The following is a 21,574-nucleotide window of genomic DNA, read 5'->3' as shown; positions in this document are numbered from 1 at the left end:
ACCCTCCAGCTCCACCCAGGGGCTGCGCAAACCCTGGAACCCCCCCCCCCCCCCACCCCCCCCCCCTCCCCCCCCCCTCCCCCCCCCCCCCCCCCCCCGCGGTCGTGCGACGGTCGCGCGGGCTCAGGTGAGGTCGAACTCGCCGTCCCGGGCACCGAGCACGAAGGCCCGCCACTCCCCCGGCGTGAACACCAGGACCGGACCGTCCTCCTGACGGCCGTCCCGCATCCCGATGTACCCGTCCACGAACGCGATCTGGACATCCCCGACGCCCTGGCTGCTGCACAGCCACTTCGCCCCGATGAAGTCCACCTTCGGCTTCCCGCTCGGCGCCAGCTGCGGCTCCGCGCCGCCCGTCTCCACGTCGATCCCGCTGTTGACTGCCACTACCCGGTCTCCTCCCGACGGCTTTCCGGGCCAGCCTAACCACACCCGCCCGCCCCGGTCAGCGGGTTGACGAGGACTCCACCAGCCGGGCCCGGACGCCGCCGGAGGCCCGCTCAACGCGTGTCCCGCCCGACGGGGGCCGCCGGAGCTGCCAGAGTGCTTGGCAACGCGGGGGACCACCCCCCGCCGGCCGTACGCGGGCCCTCGACGGCCCGTCCCGGCCCCGCCCCGGCCCCGCGGAACCCGATGCGCACCGGATGCGGCCCGCACCACCTCGCCCAGCACCGCCCACCACCGCCCAGAGGGAGCAGCCGATGAGCCGCCGGGACGGCACCCGCGCCGATGTCATCCCCATCTCCGACGCCCCCTCGGCCCACCCCCCTGCGCCCCGCACGCCACCCGCGCCCGCCACGCTGCCCCGGCCCGCCTCCGGCCGGCCCCCCGTGCACGGCCGGGTCGGGATCGTCCTGGTGTCGCACAGCCAGGAACTGGCCATCGCGGTGCGCACCCTCGCGCTCTCACTGACCGGATCCGACTCCCCCGCCCCGATCGCCGCGACCGGCGGGGACCAGGGCGGTCCCGGCATCAGCGCGGTCCTGGTGGCCGCCGCCACCCGCCGGGTCGACCAGGGCCACGGGGTCGTGGTGCTCGCCGACCTGGGCAGCGCCGTCACCACCGTGCGCGCCCTGCTGTCCGACGCCGACGAGCACGGCCTCCCGTTCCCGGTCCGCTTCGCGAACGCGCCGTTCGTCGAGGGCGCGGTGGCGGCCACCGCCACCGCCACCGCGGGCGGCGACCTCGCCGCCGTCCTGGACGCCGCGGAGGAGGCCTACCGGCAGCGCAAGGGCTGAGCGACCTCGCGAACTCCCGCCGCCTGGGGTGACCGGGCCGCCACCATCGGCGAAGGGTCCGGGCTCCCGGCCCACCCGGGGTGGGGAGGCGGGGATGCGGGCCGTCCGCCGTGCGCCGGTCAGGGGCGCTCCTTGCCCTCCCACACGAAGACCGTCGACCCCTCGCACTCCAGCGCGTGGCGCAGCCGCTCGTGCTCGACCTCGATCATCGGCGGCAGCCCGTCCAGCGGGTACCAGCCGACCTCCAGCGACTCGTCGTCGTTCACCCTCGCCTCGCCGCCGACCGCCCGGCACCGGAAGGTCAGCACCAGGTACTGCGTCACGTCGCCGTTCGGGTAGGTGACCTGCGGCGAGACGGTGACCGAGGCGAGCAGTTCGGGCACCGCCACCACCCCGCTCTCCTCCAGGCACTCGCGCACCACGCCGTCGGCGGGCTGCTCACCGGGGTCGAGGATGCCGCCGACCGGCGCCCACCTCCCGTCGTCGGCCCGTCGGGCCAGCAGCACCCGGCCGCGGTCGTCCAGGACGACGGCGACGACGGCGGTCAGCCAGAGCGGACGGGTGCCCACCAGGGCTCGGAGATCGGCGAGGAACGGGGGAATGGCCATGCGCCGCAGCCTAGGCCCTGTCCGGCGGGGCCCCGGGCCGACGCCACCGACGGGCGGCCCGCGGCGCGCAGGCTCATCGCGCGAGACCGCCCTCCGGGCGCAGCAGGGCCAGCACGGTCAGCCCGAGGATCCGCAGGTCGAGCCGGAGCGAGCGGTGCTCCACGTACCAGAGGTCGAGTTCGGCCCAGTCCGGCCGGGCGAGCGGGTGGCGGGCCTGGAGTTGGGCCCAGCCGGTCAGTCCGGGCCGGACGTCGAGCCGGCAGCGCTCGCGGCGGGAGTAGCGGACCGCCTGGTCGGGGCGGACGGGCCGGGGGCCGATCACCCCCATCTCGCCGCGGGCGACGTTCCACAGCCGGGGCAACTCGTCCAGGCCGGTCCGGCGGAGCAGGGCGCCGAGCCGCCCTCCCCGGCTGGTCCGGAAGCGGAGGACCTGGAACTCCCGGCCGTGCCGTCCGGCCCGGGACAGCCGCAGGAGCACCGGGCCGCGCGCCGTGCAGCGCAGCAGGGCGGCGATCACCAGGGCCAACGGGAGCGCGACGATCCCCGCCAGGGCGGCGAGGGCGAGGTCCCCGCCGCGCCTCATCCGGCGGACACGGTGGCGCGCGGTGCGCCGTCCGGCTTCCCGCCGGGTCCTCCGCCCGGCTCTCCGCCCGGATCGGACGTGGCGCTGCCGCCCATCTCTTCCCCTCCACGGCACCGTCGAGCCGCAAGAACGCATTCACAGTAGGGGCGCCTCGGAAGCAGTCGCCCGGGAATGGTGAAAGAAGTGGGCAGAGGATTGTCCGACAGGCCGAAATTCGGTCGATCTGACCAATATTGCTCGATCTGCTGCTCGATCTGCCGCTTGGAATGCCGAGGGCAATCGAAGTACAACCGTCCACCGAAGGCCGGCCGGCCGCCGAGGCGGTCAGAGCGCAGCGCGGCGGCGGTACCGCAGCAGCCCGAACGCGATCCGGCCGAGCAGCAGCACTCCCGCGGCCAGACAGCCCGCCACCGCCATCGCCCAGGCCGGACCGTCACTGTCCGGAACGATCACCGCCACCACAATGCCCAGCGCGAGGCAGGCCAAACCCACCATCGCCAGCGGAAGCTGGTGGGTGACCAGGGCGCCACCACTCCACGCACGGGCCATCCTGGTCGCGCCGTGCAGGTGGAAGGGATCACGGTCCGCATCTGCCATGAGCCCAAGGTACCCCCGGCGAACGCCGGAGGCAGCCCGCGGGGAGTGAACGTTCGACCACCCGGTGCGACCGGCCCGCCGACCTCGCCCGAGCCCCCCGCGGCCCGGCCCCGGTCGTGCATTCCGGCTCCACAATCAGTCCACATCAGTCCACGAAAAATCCTCGTCCCCCCGGTACAACCATCCGCTCGGTGCAGCGGTCTCAATGGCATTGAGCGATCCAGGAGCCGTTCGCGGGAAGGGTGCGAGCCCCCACCGCGGACCGGAATACCCAGGAGGCGGAGCCGCCTCCTCCTGGGGTCGGAGGCCGGGCTCCGTCCTCCGGCGGTACCGCCACGCCGCTCGGCGACCGAGGGGGAACCGTGCCGCAGTCCCAGTCCACCACGTCGATCTCCATGGCCCCCACCAGGCCCGTCCCGTTCGTGCGCCCGCTGCCGACGGCCACCCGCCGCCACCCGACCGCCGACCGGGGCCGGGCAGACGCGCGGGGCGAATGGCTGCGGTTCGCCCCCGTCCAACCCCTGTTCCGCGCCCGCGCCGCACAACGCCTCGCCGTCCTCGCCTACCACGGCGTCACCGACCACCGGTCCTTCGGCGCCCAGCTCGACCGGCTCCGAAGACTCGCCACCCCGGTCTCGCTCACCGCCGTCCTCCAAGCCGCCACCGAACAGCGGCCACTGCCGCCCCGCAGCGTCCTGGTCACCTTCGACGACGCCGACCGCAGCGTCCTCACCCACGCCCTGCCCGCCCTCGACGCCCGCGGCATCCCCGCCACCGCCTTCGTCATCTCCGAGCTCATCGGCACCGAACGCCCCTTCTGGTGGCACGAGGCCGACTTCCTCGCCCGGCACGGCGGCCGTGCCCGCTCGCTCGACTGCGGGCACCCCTCCCAGTTGCTCCCCCGGCTCAAGGCCATGCCCGACCCCGACCGGCGGCGCAGCCTGCACGAGCTCCGGGTCAGCGCCGACCGCCGCCCACCCCGCCAGGAGCAGCTCACCCCCGCCGACCTGCTCGCCCTGCGCGACGGCGGCGTCGCCATCGGCAACCACACCCAGGGGCACCCCTGCCTCGGCCGCTGCGACGACGCCACCGTCCGCGCCGAGATCACCGGCGCCCACGAAGCCCTCACCCGCTGGCTCGGCGAACCCCCCACCGCCTTCGCCTACCCGGACGGCGGGCACGACCCGCGTGCCGAAACCGTCCTCCAGGAACTCGGCTACCGCCTCGGCTTCCTCTCCGACCACCGGCTCGGCCCCCGCATCCCCTCCCACCCGCTCCAGATCAGCCGCCTCCAGGTCGACTCCACCACCAGCACCCGCCGCTTCGACACCATCCTCTCCGGCCTCGAACCCGCCTACCGCCGCTGGCGCCGCCAAGCCGTCGCCTGACCGGCCGGGGCACGCAAGGGGGACGCAGGGGCACTCAAAGACATTCGGGGGCAAAAATGAGCCCCGCCGGCGATCGGCACGGTACGCCTGGGGGGCGAAATTTGGCCCCGCCTCAGCGGCCAACCACCCGCCCGTGGGGCAAACTCTTGCCCCACGGGCACAGAACGTCGGTCAGGCCGACCTCCCGCATCAGCCGCCGCAGCCGGGGCGGCGATCCAGGGGCAGCCGGCCACCACGGGGCTCCTCGACCAACCCCCGGAAGTTGGAGGGCAAAGATTTGCCCCTCAACTCATGACAGAGAACCTGCCCGCGGCTGCCCCGGATGGGGATCAGCTGCGGTGGCCTTCCGCTCGGGCTGAAGGGCGGACCGCCGGCGGGCGAAACTTGGCCCGTCGGCGGTGAGGGTGGCGGTCACGCCGGCAGCGTGCTGCGCATCAGGGCGGCGAGGGTGCGCCCTTGGGGGTAGAGGAGTGCGGCCGGGGGGAGGGCGGCGGGGGCGCCGGCGTGGAGCACGGTGATGGTACCGGCGCCGGTACGGGTGGGGTCGGTGACGCGGCGCAGGGCCTGGGCGGCGACGGCGTCGGCGGAGCCGTGCAGGGTGAGCGCCGGGGAGGCGGTGGGGGCGACGGCGGCACGGATGCGGTCGTCGACCAGTTCGTAGTGCGTGCAGCCGAGGACGATCGCCGCGGTGCCGGCGGGGGTGCGGGCGGCGGCGTCGGCGATGGCGTCGGTGATGCCGGCGTCGTCGCCGTGTTCGATGGCGTCGGCGAGGCCGGGGCAGGCGACCTCGGTCACGTCCGCGGTGCCGCCGAAGTCGCGGATCAGGCCGCGCTGGTAGGCGCTGCCGGTGGTGGCCGGGGTGGCCCAGATGGCGACGGAGCCGCCGAGGGCGGCGGCGGGCTTGATCGCCGGGACGGTGCCGACGACGGGCAGCCCGGGTTCGAGTTCGGCCCGGAGGGTGGCGAGCGCGTGCACGGAGGCGGTGTTGCAGGCGATGACCAGCGCGTCCGGTTCGAGCTCCGCGGCGGCGAGCGAGCAGCCTCGGGCGAGGTCGGTGACCTCCTCGGGGGTGCGCGGCCCCCAGGGCATCGAGGCCGGGTCGGAGGAGAGCACCAGATCGACGTCCGGGCGCAGCTTCCGAAGGGCGGCGGCGGCGGCCAGCAGGCCGATTCCGGAGTCCATCAGTGCGATCTTCACGGGGCAAGACTTTAGTCGATCCGCCCGATCCGGCCGGTTCTGCGGCAAACTGCGGGAGTGACCGTCCTGTTGTGGATCGCCGCGTTCTCCCTGCTGGTCTGGCTCTGGTTGGCGTGCTGCCACGGGCTGTTCTGGCGCACCGACGTGCGGCTTCCGCCGCGCCGTCCGCCGGTGCGCTGGCCGCGGGCGGTGGTGGTGGTGCCGGCCCGGGACGAGGCGCAGGTGCTGCCGGTGAGCCTGCCGACGCTGCTCGCGCAGAAGTACCCGGGGCGGGCGCGGGTGATCCTGGTGGACGACCACAGTTCGGACGGCACGGGCGCGGTGGCGGCGGAGCTGCGGACGATGGACGGGCTGGAGCTGACCGTCACGACTCCTCCCCCGCTGCCCCCGGGGTGGACGGGCAAGTTGTGGGCCCTGCGGCACGGGGTGGAGCTGGCCGGTCCGGACGTCGACTACCTGCTGCTGACGGACGCGGACATCGCGCACGGGCCGGACTCGCTGGCGGAGCTGGTGGCCGCGGCGGAGAGCAACGGGCTGGACCTGGTGTCGCAGATGGCCCGGCTGCGGGTGGAGACCGGCTGGGAGCGGCTGATCGTGCCGGCCTTCGTCTACTTCTTCGCGCAGCTGTACCCGTTCCGCCGGAGCAACCGGCCCGGTGGACGGACGGCGGCCGCGGCGGGCGGCTGCTCGCTGGTGCGGCGGGAGGCGCTGGAGCGGGCCGGCGGGGTGGCCGCGATCCGGGGCGCGGTGATCGACGACGTGTCGCTGGCGCGGGCGGTGAAGTCCTCGGGCGGGCGGACCTGGCTGGGGCTGGCCGGGGCGGTGGACAGCGTCCGGCCGTACCCGCAGCTGGAGCAGTTGTGGCGGATGGTGTCGCGCAGCGCCTACGCCCAGTTGCGGCATTCGCCGCTGCTGCTGCTCGGGACGGTGCTGGGGCTGGGGCTGGTGTACCTGGTGCCGCCGGTGGCCGTGGCGGCCGGGCTGGTCGCGGGGGCGCCGGCGGTGGCGGTGGCGGGCGGGGCGGCCTGGGCGCTGATGGCGGGCACCTACCTGCCGATGGTGCGGTACTACCGACAGCCGGCGCCGGCCGTGCTGCTGCTGCCCTTCACGGCGGGGCTGTACCTGCTGATGACGGTGGACTCGGCGGTGCAGCACTGGCGGGGCCGGGGCGCGGCGTGGAAGGGCCGGACGTACTCACGGGCCTGAGCGTGCCGGGGCCCGAATTCGCGGGCGCGGCAGTCCGGTCGGCTCCATACTGCTCGGATGGACCGTCAGAGGATCTCCCGTCTCGCCCATGCCCACCACCCGATCGCGGCGCCGCTGACGGACGAGTCGGTGGCCCTGCTGCTGGAGCGCGCGACCGCCGGAGCGGCGGACGGCCGGGCGCTGGACCTCGGCTGCGGCGAGGGGGCGTGGCTGGTCCGGGCGCTGGCGGCGCGTCCGCGCTGGCGGGCGGTGGGGGTGGATCTGGACGCGGCGGCGCTGACCCGGGCCAGGGAGGCGGCGACCGCGCTCGGCGTGGTGCGCCGGATCGGCCTGCACCACGTGGACGCACGGCAGTTCAGCTCGGTCGAGCCCTTCGACCTGGTGCTGTGCGTGGGTGCCACCCACGCCTTCGGCGGGCTGCTGCCGACGCTGGCGGCGGCCCGCGAGCACCTGGCCCCGGGCGGGCGGGTGCTGGTCGGCGAGGGCTTCTGGGAGCGGGAGCCGTCCCGGGCGGCCCTGGACGGGCTGGGCGCGGCCCAGGACGACTACGCGGACCTGGCGACCACCACCGACCGGGTGCTGGCGGACGGCTGGACACCGGTGTCCGGGTACGTGAGCAGCCGGCAGGAGTGGGACGACTACGAGTTCGCGTGGACGGGCACGCTGGCCGAGTGGGCGCTGGAGCACCCGGACGACCCCGACGCGGCGGCCGCCCGGGAGGCCGCGGACCGGCACCGGCGGGAGTGGCTGCACGGCTACCGGGGGACGCTCGGCTTCGTGACGTACCTGCTGCGCCGGGACTGACCGCCCGGCGGAGCGGGCCGCCGGAGGGCTGTTCGGTCCCGGCCCGCGGCGGGCTCAGTGCCCGCGCAACTGCTCCTGCTGGACCAGGTAGTCCAGCACCTCGGGCATCGCCTCGACGCCGCCGGCCTTGCTCGGCGAAGTCCGGTACTCGCCCTGGACGACCACCGTCGGCAGCTCGTTGACGCCGTAGCGGACGAACTCGACGGCGGCCTCGTCGACCGACCGCGCCACCTCGTCGGAGCGGTACGTCCGGCGGAAGAGCTGCGCGTCCACGCCGTGGCGCACCGCCCAGTCGGTGGCGGTGGCCTCGGTGGTGAGGTCGGTCTGGTCGGTGTGCACCGAGCGGAAGACGCTGCTCTGCAGGCGCTCGACCAGGCCCAGGCGCTCGAGCGTGTAGTACAGGCGCGCGTGGCCGCGCTGGGCGCCCTCGTCCGGGCTGCCCGGCCAGATCGCCGGGACGCGCCGCAGGGCGACGTCCGCGCGGTGCTTCTCGGCCCAGGCCTGCAAGGGCTGTTCGAGCTGCTGGGAGTGGACGCAGTCGTACCAGAAGAACTCGGCCGCCTCCGTGCGGACGCTCTCGCGCACCGGCTGCGGATGGTCGAGCTTGACGAACTGGGATCCCTCGGAGGGGGGTTGGTGACTCACCGCGCCGGCCTGGAGGGGGGATACGGCGATCCCGGCGGCGATGGCGAACAGGACGGTGGACCGCAGCAGCGACTTCGAGTTCACACCGGGCAGTGTGCTGGCGGCGGTTCGTTACCGTCGAGTTCGGCCGGGCGCGCTGGCCCGGATTCGCCCGATCGGCCCAGCCCGACGCCCAGCCCGGCGCCCGGCCCGGCGCGCGACTCGACGCCCGGCCCGGCCCGCCGCCGCGGGTCTGTCACGGACCGGTGCGCACCCCCGGGCCACCCCCCGCCCACACCTCGGCGACCAGCCCCTGCCAGGCGTCCACCACGGCGCCGAGCTCGAAGTGCTCCAACGCGTGCGCCCGGGCGGCCGCGCCGAGGCCCGCACGGTTGCACGCCAGCACCTTGGCCAGCGCCTCGGCGAGGGCGAGCGGGTCCCCGGGGGCGACGAGCGCGCCGGTGGCACCGTCCCGGACCACCTCGCGCACCCACCCGACGTCGGTGGCGACGGCGGGCACGCCGGCCAGCGCGGCCTCGATCAGCGCGCCGGGCACGCCCTCGCTGTCGCTGGTGAGCAGCAGCGCGTCGGCGGCCCGGTAGAGCGGCGCCGGGTCGGGCAGGGCGCCGAGGAAGTGAGCGCGGGCGGCGGCCGGGTGGCGGGCCAGCGTCTCGCGCAGCGGGCCGTCCCCGGCGATGGCCAGCCGGACGTCCGGCAGCCGGTCCAGGACGTCGAGGGCGAGGTCGAGCCGCTTCTCCGGGGAGATCGCGCCGATCCAGGCGACCAGCAGGACGTCGGCGGGCAGGCCGAGCGCGTGCCGGGCGGCGCGCCGGTCGGCCCGGCCGTCGGCGGGCGGATAGCTCTCGGCGGCCCGGGAGTTGGAGATCACGTGGACCTTGCCGTCGGGCAGCCGGAACTGCCCCTCCAGGACGGCGCGGGCCTCGTCGGTGAGCGTGGTGACGGCTGCCGCGCGGTGCATCAGCGCGCCGCCGCGCACCCGGCGCAGCCGGTTCGCCGTCCAGTAGCGGGGGTGGCCGACGGAGACGTAGACGAAGGGGGTGCGGGTGCCGGCCAGGGCGAGGGCGCAGGCCGCCAGGGTGTCGGAGCCGTGGGCGAGGACCACGTCGGCGCCGCGGGCGGCCGCGCGCAGCGCCCGCAGGGTGCCGGGGCGCAGGCGGCCGGAGCCGAGGACGGCGGCGCGTAAGTCCTCCTCGTCGGCGCAGGCGCCGGGGTGCGGGTCGGGCTGCCGGTCGAGCCCGTCGGGGCGGGCGCCCGGACCGGCGCCGGCGCGAACTCCGGTGCGGTCCGCGGCGCGGGGCCCGGGGAGGGCGGGCCCGGCGGCCGGGTGCGGGGCGAGGGCGCACAGCGCGGAGGCCTGGCCCCGGCGGCGCAGTTCCCGGTGGAGGTCACGGGCGAAGTTCTGGGCGCCGCCGCGGCGTGGATCACTGATCAGGTGCAGGACGCGGGGACGGGTTCCGGCCGGGTCGGCCGACGTATGGTCGGGCATGGACCGACCTTGGCACAGCGCCCCGCGCCGTACAGCCCCTTCGCGCAACCTGGTGGTGGCCCGTGCGCCCGCGTGAATACACCTGATGTGCGCTGCTCGACTGCGGCCGTGCGCCGGTTGCTCCCGTCGTGCGCCCTGTTCCGCCCCCTCTCGCCCTGCCTCGCCCCGCCTCGCCTCGCCGCACCCCGGCGTCCGACCCCGGCCGCCGTACGGCTGGCGGGCCTGACGGCCACCTGCGATGCTGATCACCAGTCAGGGGGCGTCCGGCACGGGAGAACGGACGCGCCCGCAGCGGGCGGGGGTGGCCGGTGCAGGTGCTTCTGGTGGTCGACAGTGTGAACCGGGCCGGCGGGGCGGAGCGCGCCCTGGTCTCGATGGCTCCCCAACTGGTGCGCGCCGGCGTCACGTTGGACGTCGCCTACCTCTACGACTCCCCCGGCGGCTGGCAGCCGGAGCTGACCGCGGCGGGCGCCGCCGTGTTCGGCGTCGGCCGACCGACCGGGGCCGCCACCGCCGCCGCGCTGCGCCGGCTGATCCGCGAACGCCGGCCCGATCTCGTCCACACCGCCCGCCACGCCTCGGACGTGCTCGGCCGGGCCGCCGCCCTGGCCGCCCGCACCCCGGTGGTTTCCAGCCTGCTCGACCCGGCGTACGGACCGGAGCAGTCGGCGGCGCACGGGGCGAGCCCCTGGCGGATGCGCACCGCGCAGGCCCTGGACGCGGCCACCGCCCAGGGCGCCCGCCGCTTCCACGCGCTCACCCGGCACGTGGCCGGCACGATGGCGCGGCGGCTGCGCATCCCCCGGCGGCGGATCGACGTGGTGCCGCGCGGGCTCGACCCGGAGCTGCTGGGCACGGCCACCCCGGAGCGGCGGGCCGCCGTGCGCGGTGCCCTGGAGCTGGCGCAGGACGTGCCGGTGGTGCTGGCCGCCGCCGGCCAGCACCACCGGAAGGGCCTGGACGTGCTGTTGGCGGCCTGGCCGGCGGTCCGGCGCGCGCAGCCGGGGGCCGTCCTGCTGCTCGCCGGCGCGGCGGGCCCGGAGAGCGCACGGCTGCGGGCGCTCGCCGAGTCCGCCGGGAGCGTCCGCCTGCTCGGGCCGCGCGAGGACGTGGCCGATCTGATGGCCGCTGCCGACGTGCTCGCCGTGCCGTCCCGCTGGGCGGGCCAGGGCGGCACGGCGATCGAGGCGATGGGCGTCGGGGTGCCGCTGGTCTGCGCGGACGTGCCGGCGTTGCGCGAGACGGTCGGCTCGGAGGACTACGCCCGGCTGGTGGCACCGGAGCGGCCGGCCGAACTGGCGGCGGCGGTCGTCGACACGCTGGACGACCGGGCGGCGGCGCGGGTGCGGGCGAAGGCCGCGCGGGCGCGGTTCCTGGCCTCGTTCACGCTGTCCCAGGTGTCCGCGCACATGGTCGAGTTCTACGAGCGCGCGCTGCGGGTGCGGCCGCTCTGACCCCTCCGGCCCGGCGACGGCCGGATCGACCCGTACGCGGAGCGCCCGGGCTCCGCCCGGAACCGGCCGGCGCGTCCTGCGGCCCGTTACGCGGATCGGGTGAACGCGGTTGGACCTCGGCCCGGCCCGGTCGGCAGGATGTCCGGCCGGGGCGCCCGTCACGCTGCCTCATCTCCCCCTTCCCCGTACGGATTTGGAGTCACCCGGTGTTCAAGGGATTCCGCAGCTTCCTGCTGCGCGGCAACGTGGTGGACCTCGCAGTCGGCATCGTGATCGGCGCGGCCTTCACCGCCGTGGTCACCGGGTTCGTCACCGCCTTCCTCACCCCGCTCATCGGGGTCGCCACCGGCGCCGTCGGCGACTTCACCCAGAAGACCTTCGAGGTGGCCGGCGCCCGGTTCCCGTACGGGGTCTTCGTCAACGCGCTGATCGGGTTCGTGCTGGTCGCCGCGGTGATCTACTTCGCCGTGGTGCTGCCGGTCGGCAAGCTGCAGGCGCGCTTCGAGTCGGCCAAGCCGGCGCCGGTCGTGAAGGTCGACTGCCCGGAGTGCCTGAGCCCGATTCCGGCCGCGGCGACCCGCTGCTCCTTCTGCACCTCGGAGGTCTCGGGCCGGCCGGGTCTCCCGGCGCAGGCGCAGGCGTTGCAGGCGAGCTGACCACGGGCCCGAGGCCGCTGACGGGGACTTTATTCCCGAAATATTCACGAGCCCTCGTCGGACCGTCGGCGGGGGCTCGAATGCGCCGGCGCACGCCCTGTCCGCAAAAGTTTCTCCGGCGGGCCCCGAACCGTCCACCGCCCGGTCACCGCAAGGGTTCGCCGCGCCGCCGTCCGGGTACTGTTCGATCACTGACGGCACGCCAAGGTTGTCCGGAACTGAACGCCGGTATGTCCGTTCTTCCTACTTTCGAAACCTTTGCGCGAGCGAAGACTGTGTAAACAGTCGAACTGCTCCCCCTCCCGCTCTCCTCAGCAGGCGCGTTGTGGGCTTACCGTATGCCCCATGACCTCGCCCCGCTCCTACGACGGAGTCGGCTACCCCTCTCCGTCCTTCTCCTCCGGCACGCCGATCTACGACAGCCTCGTGGCTGAGCGCGGCGTCCCCCAGATCGCACCCATCAACGTGCCGGCGGCCCTGCCGCCGGCCATGTCGTCCGGTTACGGGGCCAGCGCCGGCCCGTCCTACGAGAACCGGTACGGCAACGGGTACGAGAGCGCCGGCAGCAACCTCCCCGCGCTGCCGCCCGCCCGCCTCGCCCTGGGCCCCGGCCCGAGCAGCGGCCCCTCCGCCGGTCCCGCCACGGCGTACATCCCCGCGCAGCCAGCGCCGGCGTACGCCTCCGCGCCCCAGCCGCCCGTCCCCGGCTACGGCGCCCCCCAGCAGTACCAGCGGCCGCAGGCCGCCGCACCGGCCTTCGCGCAGACCGCCAGCGGCGGCTACCAGCCGACCGGCGGCCAGAGCTTCGGCGGCCAGAACACCTTCATCGGCGGCCAGGGCGGCCAGCAGTCCTTCGGCGCGCAGCCGATCGGCGGTCCGGGCGCGTTCGGCCCCGGGCAGCCGGGCGGCCAGCCGCAGGCCGGTCCGCAGAGCTTCGGCGGCCCCGGTCCGGCCGGCCCCGGCTTCCAGGGCCAGGGCGGCGACCAGGGCTTCGGCGGCGCCCAGCTGCGCCCGGCCATGGCGCCGGTCCGCCCGATGCAGCCGCAGCGCCCGGGCCCGTACGGCGAGCCCGGCAACAACGCCTACAACGCGGGGGGCCAGCAGGGCGGCTACCAGCAGCAGGGCCAGGGCTACTGAGCCACTGACCTCCAGGGCCGGACCCCACCCGGCCCGCACCCGCACCACCTGAGCACCACCCGGCGCGCTCCCCGCGCCGGGCGTACGGAGAAACGGGTCATCCACGGACCGCCCGGAACGCCCCCCACGGCGTCCCGGGCGGTCCGTGCGCGTACGGGGCTCCTGCGGACCGCCGGGAACCGGCTGGCAGGATGGGGGGATGCAGCTCACCGGACTCCACGTCTACCCCGTCAAGTCCATGTACCGCCTGAGCCCGGACACCGCCGCCGTCGAACCCTGGGGCCTGGCCGGAGACCGCCGCTGGATGCTCGCCGACGCCACCGGACGCTTCGTCAGCCAGCGCGAGAACGCCGCCCTCGGCCAGATCCGGCCCGACCTGCTGCCCGACGGCGCGCTCTCCCTCACCGCCCCCGGCGGCTCCCGGATCGAGGTCCCCGCGCCCGCCGTCGCGGCCGGCGACCCGCTCGCCGAGGTCGAGGTCTGGGGCACCCGCTTCCGCGCCGCCGAGGCCGCCAAGGAGGTGCACCGGTGGATCGTCGAACACCTCGGCGACTACCGCCTGGTCCACCTGGACGACCCGCGCGCCCGGCCGGCCGACCCCGACTACGCCGAGCCCGGCACCACCGTTTCGATGGCCGACGGCTTCCCCCTGCTGCTCACCACCACCGCCTCGCTGGAGCGGCTCAACGAGCTGATCGCCGCCGAGCACCCCGACGGCCACGAGCCGCTGCCGATGGAGCGCTTCCGCCCCAACGCCGTGGTGGGCGGCGCCGAGCCGTGGGCCGAGGACGGCTGGCGCCGGATCCGGATCGGCGACCTCACCTTCAAGGTGGTCAAGCCCTGCGGCCGCTGCGTCATCACCACCACCGACCAGGAGAGCGGCGAGCGGCGCGGCCCCGAACCGCTGCGCACCCTGGCCCGGCACCACCGGCTGCTGAAGAAGGCCGCGTTCGGGCAGAACCTGATCCCGGAGCGGCCGGCCGGCACCACCGGCGACGTGCTCGGCACGCTGCGCGTCGGCGACCGGGTCGAGGTGCTGGAGGACGGGGCGCAGTGGCCCGCCGACGCGCGGGGGTGAACCGGCGGCGCGCCGGTTCACCGGCTCCCCCGGCCGCCCCCGCGGCGCGGCCCCGGCTCGGAACCACGGGTGTGCGCGCTCGTTGAACATGTGGTCGGAACCTGTGGCGAAGGCGCGAGCCCCCGGTGCCCGCGCGACCGCGGCCGACCGGACCACCCGTGGAGGCGCGCTACGGTGGGCGGGCGGCCCGCGCGTACGGCCCGTTGAACGCCGGCTCGACGAAGGTGGGGACGACAGACCGTCATGGCAGAGCACAGGGTCCGGGTCACCCAGGACAGCGCATCCCGCTGGCGCCGCCGCGCAGGCGAGTACGACACCCTCGCGGAGGCCCTCGCGGCCGCCGAACCGGGCGACACCGTGACCGTCCGGCCGGGGACGTTCCGGGAGAACGTGCTGCTGGACAAGCCCGTGACGATCGTCCCGGCCCAGGGCCCGGGCACCGTCCGGATCGACCCGCCGTCCGGAGTGGCGCTGACCGTCACCGCCGACGCCACCGTCCGCGACCTCGTCGTCGAAGGCGGCGACAGCTCCACCCCGGCCGTCCTGATCACCGGGCCGCAGACCGCGCCCGCGCTCAGCGGCTGCCGGATCGAGACCCGCTCCGCCACCGGCATCGAGATCACCGACGGCGCCCGGCCCACCCTGCGCGGCTGCGTCGTGGCCAACCCGGCCGGACTCGGGCTGCGCCTGCGCGGCCCCGGCACCGCCGCCGCCCTGGAGGACTGCGAGGTCGCCGCCGCCGGGCAGGCCGGACTCGCCGTCCTCGGCGGCGCCACCGCCGCCCTCGACCGCTGCCGGGTCCACCACGCCGCCGGCGCCGGCGTCCTGCTCTCCGACCCTGGCAGCGCCGCCGAACTGACCGGCTGCGAGATCTACGAGATCCGCGGCAGCGGCGTCCAGGCCGAGTCGCAGGCCCGCGGGCGGCTCGTCGACTGCGAGATCCACCGGGTCACCGGCAACGGGCTGACCCTGGACGGCGAGGCCGAACTCGTCCTCACCGGCTGCCGGGTGCACGACCTGCCGGAGAACGGCGCCGACCTGCGCGGCCGCTCCCGGCTCAGCCTCGACCACAGCACCGTCCGGGACTTCGGGCGCGGGGCGCTCTCGGTCTGGGACCAGGGCACCGAGGCCGTCGCCGAGTCCTGCCAGATCCACGGCTCCACCGGCGAGTACCCGGCGCTGTGGGTCAGCGACGGTGCCCGGCTCACCCTCACCGACTGCTCGCTGTACGACCTGCCGGACGCGCTGTTCGTCCTCGACCGGGACTCCGCCGCGATCGCCGCGGACTGCTCCTTCAGCCGGATCCGCAGCTCGGCGGTCTCGGTCAGCGGCGGCGCGGCGGTGACCCTCACCGGCTGCCGGGTCCAGGAGGCCGGCACCGGCCTGTGGTTCCGCGACCACGGCAGCGGCGGCCTGCTCACCGGCTGCGAGATCTCCGACGTGGCCACCGGGGTGATCGTCACCAAGGGCGCCGACCCGGTGCTGCGCGACTGCACCGTCCGGGCCAGCACCGACGCCGGCGTGTACGTCTCGGCGCAGGGGCGGGGCACCTTCGAGGACTGCCGGGTCTCGCACGGCAAGGGCTTCGGCTTCCACATCATCGACGGCTGCCGCACCCAGCTGACCCGCTGCCGGGCCGAACAGAACGAGCGGGCCGGCTTCGAGTTCTCCGAGCCCGGGCCGGTCGCCGAGGGCTGCACCTCGGACGACGTCGGACCGGCGGCCGGCGCGGCCGAGGTACCGGGCCCGCGGACCGCCCAACTGGCCTCTGCCACCGCCCCGTTGGCCGGGAGGGCCGGTGTGGGCGGGGTGGCCGGCACCGCCGTCGCGACGTCCGCTGCGGCTGCCGCCACCTCGGCGATCGCCCCGATCCCGGACTGCCGGCCCGCCGACGAGGCGCTCGCCGAACTGGACGCACTGGTCGGGCTGGCCACCGTCAAGCAGGAGGTGCGCACGCTCATCGACCTGATCTCCGTCGGCAAGCGCCGCCGCCAGGCCGGGCTCAAGGCGCCCTCGCTGCGCCGGCACCTGGTGTTCACCGGCGCCCCCGGCACCGGCAAGACCACCGTCGCCCGGCTCTACGGCGAGATCCTCGCCTCGCTCGGGGTGCTCCAGCGCGGACACCTGGTCGAGGTGGCCCGGGTCGACCTGGTCGGCGAGCACGTCGGCTCCACCGCGATCCGCACCGCCGCGGCCTTCGACAGCGCGCGCGGCGGGGTGCTCTTCATCGACGAGGCGTACGCGCTCGCCCCCGAGGACGGCGCGCGCGACTTCGGGCGGGAGGCCATCGACACCCTGGTCAAGCTGATGGAGGACCACCGGGACGAAGTGGTCGTCATCGTGGCCGGCTACACCCTGGAGATGAAGCGCTTCCTCTCCGCCAACCCCGGTGTCTCGTCCCGCTTCTCACGCACCATCACCTTTCCCGACTACACGGCGGACGAGCTGCTGGAGATCGCCCGGGCCCAGTGCGCCGAGCACGAGTACGCGCTCGCGGAGGCGACCGAGGGCGTGCTGCTGGACCACTTCGCCCGGCTGGAGCGCGGCCCCAACTTCGGCAACGGGCGCACCGCACGGCAGGTCTTCGAGACCATGGTCGAGCGGCACGCGATGCGGGTCGCCCACCTCGCGGACCCGTCGACGGAGGAGCTCCAACTCCTCGTCCCGGCCGACCTGCCGGGCGCACCGCTGCCCTGACGCCGGCGACTCGGCGCCGTGGCGTCGGGCGGGCGACGACCTCGGCGCCGGGCGGGCGGGCGACGACCTCGGCGTCAGCCCGTCCAGGCGCCACCGGCGAGGAAGGACTCCAACACGGCCCGGTACGGCGCGATGTCGATCCGCTCGCCGGCCAGCCAGTCGTCCGAGTAGTACTTGTCCAGGTAGCGGTCGCCCGGGTCGCAGATCAGACCGACCACGCTGCCCCGCCGCCCCGCCGCCCGCATCTCGGCGACGATCTTCAGCGCGCTCCACAGCCCCGTCCCGGTGGACGCCCCCGCCTTCTTCCCGAGCACCTGCTCCAGCACCCGCACGGCGGCGACGGAGGCGGCGTCCGGCACCTTCATCATCCGGTCGATCGCCCCCGGGACGAAGCTCGGCTCCATCCGGGGCCGTCCGATGCCCTCGATCCGCGAGCCCCGCTCGCAGACGGCGTCCGGGTCGTGGTGCACCCAGCCGTCGAAGAAACAGGAGTTCTCCGGGTCGGCGACGCAGATCCGGGTGTCGTACTGCATGTAGTGCACGTACCGGGCGATGGTCGCCGAGGTGCCGCCCGTCCCGGCGGTGGCGACGATCCAGGCCGGCTCGGGGTGCGGCTCCAGACGCAGCTGGGCGAAGACCGACTCGGCGATGTTGTTGTTGCCGCGCCAGTCGGTGGCCCGCTCGGCGTAGGTGAACTGGTCCATGTAGTGCCCGCCGGTGCTCTCGGCGAGCCGGGCGGAGGCCTCGTACACCTCGTCCGAGCGGTCGACCAGGTGGCACTCGCCGCCGTGGAACTCGATCAGGTCGATCTTGGCCTGGCTGGTGCTCTTGGCCATGACCGCGATGAACGGCACCCCGACGAGCTGCGCGAAGTACGCCTCCGAGACGGCGGTGGAGCCGCTGGAGGCCTCGATCACCGGCTTGCCGGGGCGGATCCAGCCGTTGCAGAGCCCGTGGAGGAAGAGCGAGCGGGCCAGGCGGTGCTTGAGCGAGCCGGTCGGGTGGGTGGACTCGTCCTTGAGGTAGAGGTCGATCCCCCACTCACCCGGCAGCGGGAAGCGCAGCAGGTGGGTGTCGGCGGAGCGGTTGGCGTCGGCCTGGACCTTGCGCACCGCCTCCTTGAGCCAGGCGCGGTACTGCGGGTCGGTCCGGTCGACGTCGACGGTCGGCTCGACGCCCGCAATCGGCTCGACGCCGACGGTCGGCTCGACGCCCGCGGTCGGCTCGATGCCGCCCGCTCCGCCGGACTGGGTCCCGCCGGGTTGGGTGCTCATGGCCACTCTCCCTCGTTACGACCCCCCACTGCTCACTACGAGTGTAGGAGAGTCACGATAAGTGACCGTTTTCGCAGTCCCAGCTTCCGCTTATCGCCCTGGTCCGACCTGTCGCCCCCCAGCCCGACGCCCGGCCCCGGAATCAGCCCGCCGTCACCGACTGCGGGTCCGCCAGGTACGGCCCCCAGCCCAGCTCCGCCGCACCCGCGAGTGCACCGTGCGCCAGCTCCGCGCCGACGATCGGCACCCGTCCGCTGCGCCCCCACAGGCTGCGCTCGGCGACCACCGCGCGCAGCCGCTCGGGCGCGGCCTCCAGCAGGTCGAGGTGGAGCCCGCTGAGGACCACCCGGTCCGGGTTGAGGATGTTGGCGACGCCCGCGAGTCCGAGCCCGAGCCGGTCGATGACGTGTTCCACGGCGGCCCGCGCGCGTTCGTCGGTGGCGGCCGCCCGGCACAGCTCGCGCGCCTGGTCGAGCAGCGGGCGCCCCGGTTCGGGGGTGAGCCCGGCGGCGGCGAACAGGGCGTCGGGGTCGGTCTCGGAGTTCAGGCAGCCCCGGTTGCCGCACGGGCAGAGCCGGCCCTGCGGGTCGACGGTGAGGTGGCCGACCTCCAGGGCCAGCCCGGCGCTGCCGGTGTGCAGGTGGCCGTCGATCACCAGCGCGCCGCCGACGCCGCGATGGCCGGAGGTGACGAGGAGCAGGTGCCGGGCGCCGCGCCCGGCACCGTGCCGGTACTCGGCGAGCGCGGCGAGGTTGGCGTCGTTGGCGAGAGCGGTGGGCAGCGGCCGACGGGCGCCGGGGCCGTGGTCGGCACGACCCACCTCGACGTCGTACAGGTCGGCGACCGGGGTGCCGCTGGGCCAGGCGAAGTGCAGGGCGGCGAGCGCGGCGCCGTCGGGTTCGGTGACCGGGTTGGGCAGGGCGAGCGCGGCGGCGAGGCAGCGCCGGCTGGTCGCGCGGGCGAGTTCGGCGCCCGCCTCGGCGACGGCGCGCAGCATCCGGACCGGGTCGGTGGCGGCGGGCAGCGGCAGGTGGACGGGCGGGTCGAGCAGCCCGCCGAGGCCGGCCAGGGTGACGCTCAGCCCGTCGGCGTGGATCTGCCCGGCGACCACGACCGGGCCTTGCGGGTCGATCGCGAGCCGGTGCGAGGGGCGTCCGCGTCCGCCGCCGGCCGGGCGCGAGTCCACGGTGATCAGCCCGAGCGCCTCCAGTTCGGCCGTGACGGCCCCGGCGGTGGCCCGGGTGACGTCCAGCGCGCGGGTGAGCGCCGAGCGGGTGGGCGTCTGTCCGGTGTGGATGAGCGAGAGCGCGGGGCCGAGCAGCGTCCGACCGCGATCGGGGGCCGCGCGGCGGTGGGCGTCGCGCTGCGCTTCGAGGTCGGTTCCGGAACCTGGTCGCGGACTTGAAGGTGAGAGCTGCACGCCCCTATTGTGACTTTGTGCCGCTTCGAAACAAAATCCGCCCGCGTCCTCGACCCGACCAGACCTCCCCCCAGTCTCGCAGCACACCCCCCGGAACGGACAGCCCCTGGGGCTCGGCACGGCTCGCGCTCACCGCGTTCTTCGCCGTCGACGGCTTCCTCTTCGCCGCCTGGGTGGTCCGCATCCCGGACATCCGCAGCCAGGTCAACGCCTCGCACAGCGCCCTCGGGCTGGCCCTGCTCTGCCTGTCGATCGGCGCCGTCCTCACCATGCCGCTCGTCGGGCGGCTGTGCCTGCGGTACGGCTCGCGCCCGGTGACCGTCGGCTCGCTCGCCCTGCTCAGCCTCGCCGTCCCGCTGCCCGCACACGCCCACTCGGTCGCCGCGCTCGGCGGCGTGCTGCTGCTCTTCGGCGCCGGGTACGGCGGCGCCAACGTCGCGATGAACAGCGCCGCCGTCGACCTGGTGGCGCAACTGCGACGGCCCGTCATGCCGAGCTTCCACGCCGGGTACAGCCTCGGCGGCCTGCTCGGCGCGGGCCTCGGCGGGCTCCTCGCCGGTGCGCTGAGCACCACCTGGGCGCTCGCGCTCGGCGGTCTGCTCGGCCTCGCCGTCACCGCCGCCGCGGGCGTCGTCCTGCTGCGCAGCCCGGCCGCGCCGCTGGTCGCGCCAGGCCGCACGGGCGACGGCGGCACCACCGGCGACACCACGAGCGACCACGGCACCCGCACCACGGCCGGCCGCACCGCCCCGCACCTGCGGCTGCTCGTCCTGCTGCTCGGCCTCACCGCGCTGTGCACCGCGTACGGCGAGGGCGCGATCGCCGACTGGACCACCCTCCACCTCACCGACGACGTCCACGCCAGCCCCGGGACGGCCGCCGCCGGGTACGCCGCGTACGCCTTCGCCATGACCAGCGGACGGGTCGGCGGCACCTGGCTGTCCATCCGGCTCGGCCAGACCCGGCTGATGCTGCTCGGCGGCCTGACCGCGGCGGCCGGCATGCTGGTCGCCGCCCTCGCCCCGGTGGTGCCGCTGGCCGTCTGCGGGTTCGTCCTGGCCGGCCTCGGCCTCGCCAACCTCTTCCCCCTCGCGATCGCCCGGGCCGGTGCGGCGGGCGGCCCGCAGGGCGTCGCGTTCGCCTCGACGCTCGGGTACGGCGGCATGCTGATCGGCCCGGTGGTGATCGGCTTCCTCGCCGACGCGGCGGGGCTGCCGATGGCCCTGACCACCGTCGCGGTGGCGGCCACGGCGGGGGCGCTCCTGCCGCTGGCCGTCCGTCGGCGCTGACGGGAGCGCCCGGGTCGTCGGCACGGCCGGTCCGACCGACCCCACCGCCGACGGCCCCGGGCGGCTCCCGACGCGGCCGCGCGCGGACGTGGTGGCAGGATGCGGGCCATGACGAGCAGCGGACGGATCCAGGTACTGCGGGCGGACGAGCGCCCGGCCATGGCGTGGCTCAACGGGGGCGGGGTGACCAGGGAGGTCGCCGGTTTCCCGGCCGGGGCCGGGCTGGACGCCTTCGACTGGCGGGTCAGCCTCGCGGACGTCGCGTCGGCCGGGCCGTTCTCGCCGTTCCCCGGCGTCGACCGGGTGATCACCCTGGTCGAGGGCCCCGGCATGACGCTCACCGTCGACGGCGCCGAGCACCTGGTCGACGAACCCTTCCGCCCCTTCGCCTTCTCCGGTGACGCCGTGACGGACTGTCGGCTGTCGGCCGGCCCGGTGGTCGACTTCAACGTGATGACCCGTCGCGGCCGGATCGACGCCGCCGTGGGCGTGCTGACCGCACCGGCCGCCGTGGACGTCCCGCCGGGGGCGACCGTCCTGCTGGTCTGCCTCACCGGTTCGGCCGCCGTCGACGGCGACGCGGTGCTGGAGCGCTACGACGCCGCCCTGCTGGAGGGGACCGGCCCGCGCGAGGTGCGGGTCCGGACCGGCGGGGTCACCGCCGTGGTCACGCTCCGCCCGTCGCGCTGACGCCGGGGAAGCGGGACGCACGGGCGCCCGGACACCGGAACGGGGGGGGGGGGGGGGGGGGGGGGGGGGGGGGGGGAGGGGGGGGGGGGGGGGGGGGGGGGGGGAGGGGAGAGGGGGGGGGGGGACG

General features: G+C 75.6%; 20 protein-coding genes. 11 read left to right on the top strand and 9 right to left on the bottom strand.

Annotated elements, in window-relative coordinates; translation table 11 throughout:
- Positions 1-123 precede the first annotated feature (123 nt).
- Positions 124-387, bottom strand: coding sequence for a DUF397 domain-containing protein (locus AC07BF_RS25480; protein WP_478333959.1), 264 nt, complete (start codon positions 385-387; stop codon positions 124-126).
- A gap of 443 nt (positions 388-830) precedes the next feature.
- Between AC07BF_RS25480 and AC07BF_RS25475 the strand changes: the two genes are divergently transcribed.
- Positions 831-1,238 carry a PTS-dependent dihydroxyacetone kinase phosphotransferase subunit DhaM gene (locus AC07BF_RS25475; RefSeq protein WP_363586889.1) on the top strand — a complete coding sequence of 136 codons (408 nt, stop codon included), beginning with the start codon at positions 831-833 and terminating at the stop codon, positions 1,236-1,238.
- A 119-nt stretch (positions 1,239-1,357) separates the two neighbouring features.
- Here AC07BF_RS25475 and AC07BF_RS25470 read toward each other — a convergent pair whose 3' ends face one another.
- The 3 genes from AC07BF_RS25470 to AC07BF_RS25460 all read right to left on the bottom strand — a co-directional run bounded on the left by AC07BF_RS25470 (position 1,358) and on the right by AC07BF_RS25460 (position 3,026).
- Complete coding sequence (locus AC07BF_RS25470; RefSeq protein WP_363586869.1) at positions 1,358-1,846, bottom strand: NUDIX hydrolase; 489 nt, start codon at positions 1,844-1,846, stop codon at positions 1,358-1,360.
- Between the two features lie 73 nt (positions 1,847-1,919).
- On the bottom strand, positions 1,920-2,429 hold the full coding sequence (locus AC07BF_RS25465; RefSeq protein WP_363586870.1) for a sugar transferase: 510 nt from the start codon (positions 2,427-2,429) through the stop codon (positions 1,920-1,922).
- Positions 2,430-2,753: 324 nt separating this feature from the next.
- Positions 2,754-3,026, bottom strand: coding sequence for a hypothetical protein (locus AC07BF_RS25460; RefSeq protein ID WP_350884215.1), 273 nt, complete (start codon positions 3,024-3,026; stop codon positions 2,754-2,756).
- Positions 3,027-3,388: 362 nt separating this feature from the next.
- Between AC07BF_RS25460 and AC07BF_RS25455 the strand changes: the two genes are divergently transcribed.
- A complete protein-coding gene (locus tag AC07BF_RS25455) occupies positions 3,389-4,414 on the top strand; it encodes a polysaccharide deacetylase family protein (protein WP_363586871.1) in 1,026 nt (341 codons plus the stop codon).
- A 411-nt stretch (positions 4,415-4,825) separates the two neighbouring features.
- On the opposite strand, the gene AC07BF_RS25450 is transcribed toward AC07BF_RS25455, so the two are convergent.
- Positions 4,826-5,611: a glutamate racemase gene (locus tag AC07BF_RS25450; protein WP_363586872.1), complete on the bottom strand. Its 786-nt coding sequence runs from the start codon at positions 5,609-5,611 to the stop codon at positions 4,826-4,828.
- Between the two features lie 57 nt (positions 5,612-5,668).
- On the opposite strand from AC07BF_RS25450, the gene AC07BF_RS25445 reads away from it, so the two are divergent.
- Positions 5,669-6,817 carry a glycosyltransferase gene (locus tag AC07BF_RS25445; protein ID WP_478333958.1) on the top strand — a complete coding sequence of 383 codons (1,149 nt, stop codon included), beginning with the start codon at positions 5,669-5,671 and terminating at the stop codon, positions 6,815-6,817.
- A gap of 57 nt (positions 6,818-6,874) precedes the next feature.
- Positions 6,875-7,621: an SAM-dependent methyltransferase gene (locus AC07BF_RS25440; protein WP_363586874.1), complete on the top strand. Its 747-nt coding sequence runs from the start codon at positions 6,875-6,877 to the stop codon at positions 7,619-7,621.
- Between the two features lie 54 nt (positions 7,622-7,675).
- Here the strand turns inward: AC07BF_RS25440 and AC07BF_RS25435 are convergent, their stop codons facing one another.
- Together AC07BF_RS25435 and AC07BF_RS25430 are read right to left on the bottom strand one after the other, a co-directional pair.
- On the bottom strand, positions 7,676-8,350 hold the full coding sequence (locus AC07BF_RS25435; protein ID WP_363586875.1) for a thiol:disulfide interchange protein DsbA/DsbL: 675 nt from the start codon (positions 8,348-8,350) through the stop codon (positions 7,676-7,678).
- Between the two features lie 151 nt (positions 8,351-8,501).
- Positions 8,502-9,752: a glycosyltransferase family 4 protein gene (locus AC07BF_RS25430; protein WP_363586876.1), complete on the bottom strand. Its 1,251-nt coding sequence runs from the start codon at positions 9,750-9,752 to the stop codon at positions 8,502-8,504.
- A 323-nt stretch (positions 9,753-10,075) separates the two neighbouring features.
- On the opposite strand from AC07BF_RS25430, the gene AC07BF_RS25425 reads away from it, so the two are divergent.
- The 5 genes from AC07BF_RS25425 (at position 10,076) to AC07BF_RS25405 (ending at position 16,774) form a co-directional block, all read left to right on the top strand.
- A complete protein-coding gene (locus AC07BF_RS25425; protein ID WP_363586877.1) occupies positions 10,076-11,206 on the top strand; it encodes a glycosyltransferase family 4 protein in 1,131 nt (376 codons plus the stop codon).
- A 206-nt stretch (positions 11,207-11,412) separates the two neighbouring features.
- Positions 11,413-11,862, top strand: a complete 450-nt coding sequence (gene mscL / locus AC07BF_RS25420; RefSeq protein WP_363586878.1) for a large conductance mechanosensitive channel protein MscL — start codon at positions 11,413-11,415, stop codon at positions 11,860-11,862.
- Positions 11,863-12,207: 345 nt separating this feature from the next.
- Positions 12,208-12,999 carry a DUF6643 family protein gene (locus tag AC07BF_RS25415; protein ID WP_478333957.1) on the top strand — a complete coding sequence of 264 codons (792 nt, stop codon included), beginning with the start codon at positions 12,208-12,210 and terminating at the stop codon, positions 12,997-12,999.
- A gap of 199 nt (positions 13,000-13,198) precedes the next feature.
- Entirely contained in the window at positions 13,199-14,077 is an 879-nt protein-coding gene (locus tag AC07BF_RS25410; RefSeq protein ID WP_363631550.1) for an MOSC domain-containing protein, read from the top strand.
- Positions 14,078-14,320: 243 nt separating this feature from the next.
- On the top strand, positions 14,321-16,774 hold the full coding sequence (locus AC07BF_RS25405; protein WP_478333956.1) for a right-handed parallel beta-helix repeat-containing protein: 2,454 nt from the start codon (positions 14,321-14,323) through the stop codon (positions 16,772-16,774).
- A gap of 74 nt (positions 16,775-16,848) precedes the next feature.
- Here the strand turns inward: AC07BF_RS25405 and AC07BF_RS25400 are convergent, their stop codons facing one another.
- Both AC07BF_RS25400 and AC07BF_RS25395 read right to left on the bottom strand, forming a co-directional pair.
- Positions 16,849-18,048, bottom strand: a complete 1,200-nt coding sequence (locus tag AC07BF_RS25400; RefSeq protein ID WP_400989171.1) for a PLP-dependent cysteine synthase family protein — start codon at positions 18,046-18,048, stop codon at positions 16,849-16,851.
- Between the two features lie 142 nt (positions 18,049-18,190).
- Positions 18,191-19,468 (bottom strand): ROK family protein, encoded by a 1,278-nt coding sequence (locus tag AC07BF_RS25395; protein WP_371521142.1) that lies wholly within the window; start codon positions 19,466-19,468, stop codon positions 18,191-18,193.
- 17 nt (positions 19,469-19,485) lie between these two features.
- Between AC07BF_RS25395 and AC07BF_RS25390 the strand changes: the two genes are divergently transcribed.
- Both AC07BF_RS25390 and AC07BF_RS25385 read left to right on the top strand, forming a co-directional pair.
- Positions 19,486-20,757, top strand: coding sequence for an MFS transporter (locus AC07BF_RS25390; protein WP_478318410.1), 1,272 nt, complete (start codon positions 19,486-19,488; stop codon positions 20,755-20,757).
- 108 nt (positions 20,758-20,865) lie between these two features.
- Positions 20,866-21,447 (top strand): HutD/Ves family protein, encoded by a 582-nt coding sequence (locus AC07BF_RS25385; RefSeq protein ID WP_363586883.1) that lies wholly within the window; start codon positions 20,866-20,868, stop codon positions 21,445-21,447.
- Positions 21,448-21,574: the final 127 nt, after the last annotated feature.

Source organism: Kitasatospora sp. NPDC043950 (assembly GCF_056435345.1).
The sequence above is the reverse complement of the archived record's forward strand: the minus strand, read 5'-3'. Positions and strand labels throughout refer to the sequence as shown.

Excerpts from the sequence above, each read along its gene's own strand:
- AC07BF_RS25400 (WP_400989171.1), bottom strand. The coding sequence starts at position 18,048 with ATGAGCACCCAACCCGGCGGGACCCAGTCCGGCGGAGCGGGCGGCATC.
- AC07BF_RS25465 (WP_363586870.1), bottom strand. The coding sequence starts at position 2,429 with ATGAGGCGCGGCGGGGACCTCGCCCTCGCCGCCCTGGCGGGGATCGTC.
- AC07BF_RS25405 (WP_478333956.1), top strand. The coding sequence starts at position 14,321 with ATGGCAGAGCACAGGGTCCGGGTCACCCAGGACAGCGCATCCCGCTGG.
- AC07BF_RS25430 (WP_363586876.1), bottom strand. The coding sequence starts at position 9,752 with ATGCCCGACCATACGTCGGCCGACCCGGCCGGAACCCGTCCCCGCGTC.
- AC07BF_RS25440 (WP_363586874.1), top strand. The coding sequence starts at position 6,875 with ATGGACCGTCAGAGGATCTCCCGTCTCGCCCATGCCCACCACCCGATC.
- AC07BF_RS25415 (WP_478333957.1), top strand. The coding sequence starts at position 12,208 with ATGACCTCGCCCCGCTCCTACGACGGAGTCGGCTACCCCTCTCCGTCC.
- AC07BF_RS25470 (WP_363586869.1), bottom strand. The coding sequence starts at position 1,846 with ATGGCCATTCCCCCGTTCCTCGCCGATCTCCGAGCCCTGGTGGGCACC.
- AC07BF_RS25460 (WP_350884215.1), bottom strand. The coding sequence starts at position 3,026 with ATGGCAGATGCGGACCGTGATCCCTTCCACCTGCACGGCGCGACCAGG.
- AC07BF_RS25410 (WP_363631550.1), top strand. The coding sequence starts at position 13,199 with ATGCAGCTCACCGGACTCCACGTCTACCCCGTCAAGTCCATGTACCGC.
- AC07BF_RS25385 (WP_363586883.1), top strand. The coding sequence starts at position 20,866 with ATGACGAGCAGCGGACGGATCCAGGTACTGCGGGCGGACGAGCGCCCG.